We start from the raw sequence: 775 nt of genomic DNA on the forward strand, positions 1-775 counted from the left end.
TTAAAAGCTCAAGAAGGACCCAATCCTTAGTAATATAATTTTAATTAGAATTGAGAAATAGTTAACAAGTAAATTTATAGACTATGGTCCATCTTTAATAGAGAAAAAAAGTTTAAGTTTGCAAATTTTTACAAAATGAGTTAGATTGCTATACAGTGAATCAAAACGAATGTAGTTTAATTGGACAGCACATAGAATATTGAAGAAGAAGTAACACTAATCGAATCAATAACAATTTCTGTTTTTGATTATTGAATTAGTGTTCCTTCTTTTGTTCTTTTCATTTAGATGAAAAAATTAGCCATTAATCTGGTCACTATCTTTGTGAATTCTAGAGTTAAACGAGATTTCTACAACGTCTGATGTTTGATAATAGTATTTCTAATATTAAACACAATTATGAATAGCTAAAAAGATTTGCTGAAAAAATCACATAGCTGTCTCTTATACACATCTAGATGTGTATAAGAGACAGGAATTATAGTATTTAAGAAGATAATTTTTATAGATTGGATGATAAAGATATATGGATTGTTGAAATTTAATTGTATAGCTGCTTTTTTTTAGTAGTGGAGTGTATGCTGTCTCTTATACACATCTAGATGTGTATAAGAGACAGATTGTATAGCTGCTTTTTTTTAGTAGTGGAGTGCTGTCTCTTATACACATCTAGATGTGTATAAGAGACAGGATATATGGATTGTTGAAATTTAATTGTATAGCTGCTTTTTTTTAGTAGTGGAGTGTATGTGCCTAAGATGACAAATCTAATAAT

This window comes from Enterococcus sp. 5B3_DIV0040 (genome assembly GCF_002140755.1).
In the GTDB taxonomy this organism is placed as follows: Bacteria; Bacillota; Bacilli; order Lactobacillales; family Enterococcaceae; genus Enterococcus_D; species Enterococcus_D casseliflavus.